This window comes from Micromonospora sp. M51 (assembly GCF_018070305.1).
In the GTDB taxonomy this organism is placed as follows: Bacteria; Actinomycetota; Actinomycetes; order Mycobacteriales; family Micromonosporaceae; genus Micromonospora; species Micromonospora parva.
On sequence record NZ_JAGPXZ010000334.1, the window covers coordinates 1 to 6,394 of the forward strand.

Annotated in this window: 7 protein-coding genes; 2 read left to right on the plus strand and 5 right to left on the minus strand. The window is 69.3% G+C overall.

The annotated features are described in order from the left end of the window. Window positions 1–133 precede the first annotated feature (133 nt). The 3 genes from KBX53_RS18430 to KBX53_RS18440 all read right to left on the minus strand — a co-directional run bounded on the left by KBX53_RS18430 (window position 134) and on the right by KBX53_RS18440 (window position 2,948). Window positions 134–847, minus strand: coding sequence for a hypothetical protein (locus KBX53_RS18430; protein ID WP_210860597.1), 714 nt, complete (start codon window positions 845–847; stop codon window positions 134–136). A 255-nt stretch (window positions 848–1,102) separates the two neighbouring features. After that, on the minus strand, window positions 1,103–2,365 hold the full coding sequence (locus KBX53_RS18435) for a glycosyltransferase (protein ID WP_210860599.1): 1,263 nt from the start codon (window positions 2,363–2,365) through the stop codon (window positions 1,103–1,105). A 7-nt stretch (window positions 2,366–2,372) separates the two neighbouring features. Then, window positions 2,373–2,948, minus strand: coding sequence for a tetratricopeptide repeat protein (locus KBX53_RS18440; RefSeq protein WP_210860601.1), 576 nt, complete (start codon window positions 2,946–2,948; stop codon window positions 2,373–2,375). 266 nt (window positions 2,949–3,214) lie between these two features. Here KBX53_RS18440 and KBX53_RS36420 point away from each other — a divergent pair, with 266 nt between their 5' ends. Together KBX53_RS36420 and KBX53_RS18450 are read left to right on the plus strand one after the other, a co-directional pair. Beyond that, window positions 3,215–4,282, plus strand: coding sequence for a hypothetical protein (locus KBX53_RS36420; RefSeq protein WP_247675830.1), 1,068 nt, complete (start codon window positions 3,215–3,217; stop codon window positions 4,280–4,282). Window positions 4,283–4,361: 79 nt separating this feature from the next. Next, complete coding sequence (locus KBX53_RS18450) at window positions 4,362–4,526, plus strand: hypothetical protein (protein WP_210860605.1); 165 nt, start codon at window positions 4,362–4,364, stop codon at window positions 4,524–4,526. Between the two features lie 287 nt (window positions 4,527–4,813). On the opposite strand, the gene KBX53_RS18455 is transcribed toward KBX53_RS18450, so the two are convergent. Further along, the gene (locus KBX53_RS18455) at window positions 4,814–5,776 is read right to left on the minus strand and encodes a zinc metalloprotease (RefSeq protein WP_210860607.1); all 963 of its coding nucleotides are present in this window, start codon (window positions 5,774–5,776) and stop codon (window positions 4,814–4,816) included. 158 nt (window positions 5,777–5,934) lie between these two features. Then, window positions 5,935–6,394: TIGR03089 family protein (locus tag KBX53_RS18460; RefSeq protein WP_247675831.1), on the minus strand; the 460-nt coding region annotated here is incomplete at its 5' end.

Consider the following 6,394-nt stretch of genomic DNA (forward strand, 5'->3'; position numbering starts at 1 on the left):
GATCGGTGACGCAAACTTCTTGATCACCGCGGTCGGCCGGGGTTCGACGCGGTCGGCCGGGAGCACCGCGGTCGGTCGGGAGCACCGCGGTCGGTCGGGTTCGGCGCGGTCGGTCGGGGTCTGGGCCGGGGGGTCAGGGCGTGGGGGGTGGGCAGCGGTCGGGGAGGGTTACCTGGCCGGGGCGGTGGTCGAAGGTGTCCATGGTGAACCACTCGTCCAGTTCCGGGTCGAAGAGGTTCTGCAGGCCGAACTGCAACACCTGCCACCAGCGGCTCGGGTCGCGCTGGTCGACGTAGATGTCGCCGAGCGCGAGCGGGAACCGGAAGAACTCCCCCGGCACTGTGGACCCGCCGACGACGCCGACCCGCCAGTGGTCGACGTGCCGGTCCTTGGCACCCTGCAGGATCTCCGGCCCCACGTAGCGCGCGGTCTTCAGCTTGTCGTTGAAGATCTGCCGGTTGAAGAACCCCGGGACCTTGCTGCATTCGCGCGGCGGGAACAGTGGGATGTTCGGCCACCGGTAGGTGAGCGTGTAGAGGGTGTTCTCGTAGATCAGGTTCGTGAACCAGATCGGGTGGTCCGGGCCGCCGGCGATCATCTGGCTGTTGCCGTCGCGGCCCTGCCACGAGAACGGCACGTCGATGCCGAGGTCCCGCACGATGTACCGGCCGGTGCCCTGGAAGTCCGCGGGAAGCAGCGGTGGGCGCGGCTCGCGCGGGTCGGGGACGGAAGGGCCGTCAGCCTGGGCCGCGCGGGGCAGTGGCGCCGCCGCCGGGCCAGGTGCCGCAGCCGGGCCGGGCGCGACGACGCCCAGCGCGAACAGCCCACCGGCGACCGCCGACAGCACTGTCCGATGTGTACGCCTCGACGCCACCATTGCCCTCCGCCGGCTGTGAGCGTGCCAACTGCCTTCGGCGCAGCGTACGAGCAGGCAAAACGTGAGAAATGGCGGAACGGCTCGGCTCCACCGGACGGGTGAGGCGACGCGTAATCGGAGCAGACCATGCTGGCACCCCTCGCCTACGGGCTCGCGGTCGTACTCAGCCTCTCCCTGGGCAGTACACCTAGCCGGCGGGCGCAGGACCGTGTCACGGCCGTCGGCTCAGATCGTCAACGGACCTCCGTTGCGGGTCTCGTCCTTCACCGCGATCAGGTTCGCGACGACGTACGGGATGTTGTGCGCCTGGTGGAAATCGCTCGGGAAGTACGTGCCCAGGCGAGACACCTGGAATCGGCAGCGGATCTCCGGCACAAAACGTGCGTACTGGTCGTTGGTGAAATACCAGAACGAGTTCTCGTTGTAGAACGCGACGTGCGTCGGATCCTGGTACGCGCCCCGTCCGTCCGAACTGGGCGTCAGGGACAGCAGCAACCCGTTCGGGGCGAGGACCCGGTACAACTCGTTGAACATCCCGATCTTGTCCGGGATGTGCTCCAGGAAGTCGACCGCCCGGATCACCCCGACGCTGCTGTCCGGCAGGTCGATCCCCTTCGTGACGTCGCAGACGATGTCCACGCCGTCCCCGGCACGGCGATCCAGCCCGAGGAACCCCTCCGGCTTGTTGTGTGCCGCTCCCATATCCAGGGCCAGCAGGTCCCGCCGTTTCGCCCAGGCCAACGCGTTGAACTGGATGTTACGGTCGTAGATCTCCACGGACCGCCGCTGGATGCGCGCGTTGACCTCAGGGTCGCGCTGGGTGTTCCTGGCGTGCATCCGTTGCAGGTAAAGGCACTTGGGGATCTGGTGAAACTCGGCCGCCTGGTACAGCCGGCACATCAGGTCGAGGTCATCGGCCACGTCGAGTTCCTCGTTGTAGCCGCCCACCTTCTCGTACAGATCCCGTCGGAACGCCCGGACGTGGTTCGGGGCGTACCAGATGTAGCTGACGTTGTGCGGCGTCGGCTCCAGCGAGTGGCAGGCCAACACCTCACGCCCGTCGACCCGCTCGTCGCGGTAGCGCCACCCGTGCGAGGCGGCGAACCGCGAGTCGTCCCGGCCGCCGTCCTCGCTGATCTGAGCCGTGTCGCTGTAGACGAAGCCCGCGCCGGGGTTCGCGTCGAAGGCGGCCACGACCTGCGCCAGGCAGTCGCTGCTGAGCAGGTCGTCGTCGTCGAGTTCGACGAGGATGTCCCCGTACGCCTCGGCGCAGGCCTGTCGCTTCACCGCACCGACACCGGACAGCCCGTCCCGCACCAGGAGGCGGATCCGTGGATCGTTCGCCTCGGGGCGCCACCGGGTGCCCTGGTTGAGAATGACCACCCACTCCCAGTCCGCGTACGTCTGCGCCAGCAGGGACTGCAGACAATCGTCCAGGAAGCGGGTTCGGTTGCTACCCGTGAAAACCGTGACGTGTGGTGCCGTCACCACACGATCACCTCTTTGTCTTCTGCGGGCGGAAGTCCTCGGGGACGGCCGACGCAAGCTTCGGATCCGCGCCGATCGCCGACGCGAACGCCTCCCGGGCGCCCGTCCGGTCGTGCTGCTTGACGAGCATCAACCCCAATCGCAGGTACGCCGTGGAAGCGCCCTCATCGGCACCGACGATCTTGCGATACAGCGCGACCGCCTCGTCCGGCTTCGCCTCCTCCAACAGCATTGCCTTGTTGTAAAGGGCCGGCCGGTAGGAGTCGTCGATCTGCAGTGCCTTGTCGTAGTCCGCCATCGCTTCGCCGGTCGCGTTACGCGACTGGGCGAGGTAGCCGAGGTTGAACCAGGCGAACTTGTTGTCTCCCTGAAGCGCGACCACCTTCTCGAAGGTCGCCTTCGCCTCGTCGGGCTTGCCGGCCTGCCCCTGCTCGATACCCTGCTGGAGCAGGACCCCCGGGTCCTCCTGCCCGGCACCTGGAGCGACGGTCCCGCCGGATTCCTTCGCCACGGGCGTCTTGTCGTCACTGCACGCACCCGCCCCAGCCAGCAGCACAGAGCCGCAGGCAAGTGTGCCGAACACCTGTCGCATTCTCACTGTCTTCCTCTTCCTGCCGATCATTGTGGGTGCTTCGCTGATCACGATGTGGCGGGCGCGCAGATGACATAGACGAGGCCGGGTTCCGTTCCGAGGAAGTTGGCCTGCCATCCGACCGGCGTACCTCCTACTACGAGCGGGCTGTCCACGTTCACGGTCCCGTTGGTGGTGTAGCCGCCGCCCGTCGCCACTTCACCGGTGGGGCAGCTGACGGTTTGGAAGCCGGTCCCAGGCACATCAGAAGATTCGACATGAACGCCTGCCAGGACACCCTGAGCGCCCTGAGCGCCCTGAGCGCCCTGAGCGCCCTGCGGGCCCTGCGGCCCGGCCTCGCCCTGCGCACCCTGGAAACCCTGCGGGCCCTGCGCACCTTGCGGACCGACCTCGCCCTGGAAACCCTGCGAACCCTGCGCACCGACCTCGCCCTGCGAACCCTGCGCACCCTGCGGCCCGACTTCGCCCTGCAGGCCCTGGAAACCCTGCGGACCCTGCGGGCCAGCCTCGCCCTGCGAACCTTGCGCACCCTGCGCGCCCTGCGGGCCCTGCGGGCCAGCCTCGCCCTGCGAACCCTGCGGCCCGGCGTCGCCCTGGAAACCCTGCGGGCCCTGCGCGCCCTGCGGGCCAGCCTCACCCTGCGAACCCTGCGGCCCGGCGTCGCCCTGCGGACCGGCCTCGCCCTGCGCACCCTGGAAACCTTGCGAGCCCTGCGGACCCGGCGAACCGGTCACACCCTGCGGACCCTGGGGGCCCTGGAAACCCTGCGGCCCTTGGGGACCCGGCGAACCCTGCGGACCCCGCTCACCCTGCTCACCCTGCTCACCTTGGAAACCCTGCGCGCCGGTAGCACCCTGGAAGCCACGTGGGCCTCGTGGACCACGTCCCCCGCGTTCGCCCTGCGGACCCTGTGGACCTTGTGGACCCACCTTGCCGCCGTCATGGTGGCGTCGACCCGGCTCCTGGTCCTGCCACTGCCAACCCTGCGGACCGGACCATCCGTCGGGGCCGCCGTCCCGCACGAGGGTTGCGCCGGGCTGCCACGCCTGCGCCTGTCCGAGCGGCCCGGGCGTGCCCTGGTAGCTGCGCTCGGCGCGGGCCTTGTGGACCACCTCGGCCGCCTGAGCGGGGGTGACGCCTGTGGTCATGCCGGCCACGATCAGCACGGAGCTCAAACCCGATGCGGCCTTGATGTGCCGGGGACTCGCCAGCGGCTTACGTTCCGTGTTTTCCCTCATGTCCCCTCCACCGGAACGGGTCGGCACATCTCGAGCCCTTCCCAGGACGCGCCGGAGTCACAATATCGGCGGGACTACCCGATGTAGGGCAAACGTAGTTTTGGCCTCAAATACCTCGTAACCACCCGAAATGGGTCGACCGCTGGGCATCGCCTCCCGTGGTGGTGTGTCAGACCCCCTGGTCGGCTGGCGTGCGGTGCAGATCCACGGCATGAACCCGGACCCGTTCTTCGCCGATGAGGGCCATCTGGACGTGCACATCCCCGGCCGGGCACTCAAGGACGTCTTCCAGGCGGTACGACGGGAGCTGCGCGGCTACCACCAGCGCTAGCAGAACACTTACGGCTGCCAGAGGCTCTGGATCGAGGTCGGCGTCGAGAAGGAGCTCGGGCTCAATTGCAAGCCCGAGATCGAGGCGTACGGGCCAGGACGCAGAGGCGCTGTTCGCCAACTGACCCGCGCCCGGATCGTCGGGCCGACCCGTCCGGGCTGACCGGTCACGACGTCGGGGGTCGGCAACGTGCGGATCGAGGGATTGGCAGGGCTCCGCCGGACGGGTGAAGCAGACGGGCCGGCGGGTCGCCGCAGAGCGACCCACCGGCCCGGACCTCCAGTGGGCTATCCGGCGCCGCCGGCCCGGAACGCCACCCAGGCGTCGCTCATCCGGTCGGCCTGACCCGGCGTGAACATGTTCATGCAGGAGTCCTCGGTGTAGTCCATGAAGTTGTGGATCGGGTCGAGCCCGGGCGCGGCGCAGGAGTCCGCACCCACCGGGCAGTCGAACTGCGGCGCCGCCTCGCGTGGGGTGTCCGCGACGAAGTCGCCGGACGCGGAGCAGCCGTGCGCGAAGGTGTGCTCCAGCATCAGCCAGTGCCCGACCTCGTGCGTCAGCGTGTCACCCAGGGCGTACTTGCCGGCCGTGCCACCCGGCATCGACTCGTCGAGCATCACCACGCCGTCGATGTAGTCGCGCCCGTTGTTGTAGCCCTTCGGGAAGTACGCCCAGCCGAGCAGCCCGCCGCCGATGTTGGCCGCGTACACGTTCAGGGTCTCGGAGTCGCCGGTGTACAGCGCCTTCTTCATGTCCCGCTCGTTCTTGCCGGGCACCACCGTGTACCAGGCGCTGTTCACCGTCCACGTGGTGTCGACGAGCGAGAACCGGAACGGGGTGTTGGCGGCGTCGCCGGCCGTGCGGCCCGCGAACGAGTCGTTGAGGACCGTCATCTGCGCGGCGATCAGGGTGTTCCACCTGGTCGTCTCGGCTGCGGTGAGCGGATGGTCGGAGATCATGTGGAAGACCGTCGGGATGGTCACGCTGCCGTTGGGCAGGCGCGGCGCGTCCTTGATCACGCCGTAGGCGTTGGCCTCGTTCTTGGCGTACAGCGCCGGCTCCTGGGCGGTGGCGCCCTTGGCGACCCGGGCCGCGCCGTGCGCGTCGGCACCCGGCTCGCAGGCGGCGACGCCCGGGGAGGCGGTCGCGGGCGCGGCCGTGGCGAGCGCCCCGGAGGCGCCGCCGGAAGCCAGGACCGTCGCGGCGGTGGCGGTGAGGACCGCGAGTCGGAAGGTCGATCTTCTGCGCATCGGTGCACCTTTCGTGAGGGAGGCGGTGCCAGGTCGATGGCGTCGCTGTTCGGTATGAGAACACGCCGACGACATCGACAAAAGCCCCTCTGAGCAGGGCAGATGACGATGTAACGGAACCGGACCGACCAGCGCTGTTTCGGGCGCTCCGGCGGGGTTCAGAGGACCCGGGTCACCTGCTCGGCGGCGACGACCGCATCCCGCCGCACCGGGTCGAGATTGGCGCTGATCACCACGGACGCGCCGGCCGACAGCGGCGCGAGCAACCACTTCAGCGGCTGCTCGGTCTCGGCAGCGTCGACCAACAGCCGGTCGCCGGCCCGCAGGTCCATCATCGCGGCGACCTCCCGGGCGAGCGCCCCCCACTGGCCGTAGGTGGTGCCGTCCGCGCTGGCCGGGTCCGACGGGCGGATGGCGGTGTGGTCGGGTGTGACGTCCGAGTGGCGGAGCACCTCGGCGGACCAGTCCAGCCAGCCCAACGGCACGTCGGTCAGCCGACCCGCCCCGGTGCCGACGAGGTAGCGGTGCGGGGCGTCCGGCACGTCCTCCAGCCAGTCGTCCTGCCGCTGCGGGGTCACGAAGACCGCGTCGAACGGCCGGTCACCGCCCGGGTCGAGC

Bases quoted from the DNA above. Each gene is read 5' to 3' on its own strand.
- KBX53_RS36420 (WP_247675830.1), top strand. From the start codon at position 3,215: ATGAACGCCTGCCAGGACACCCTGAGCGCCCTGAGCGCCCTGAGCGCC.
- KBX53_RS18455 (WP_210860607.1), bottom strand. From the start codon at position 5,776: ATGCGCAGAAGATCGACCTTCCGACTCGCGGTCCTCACCGCCACCGCC.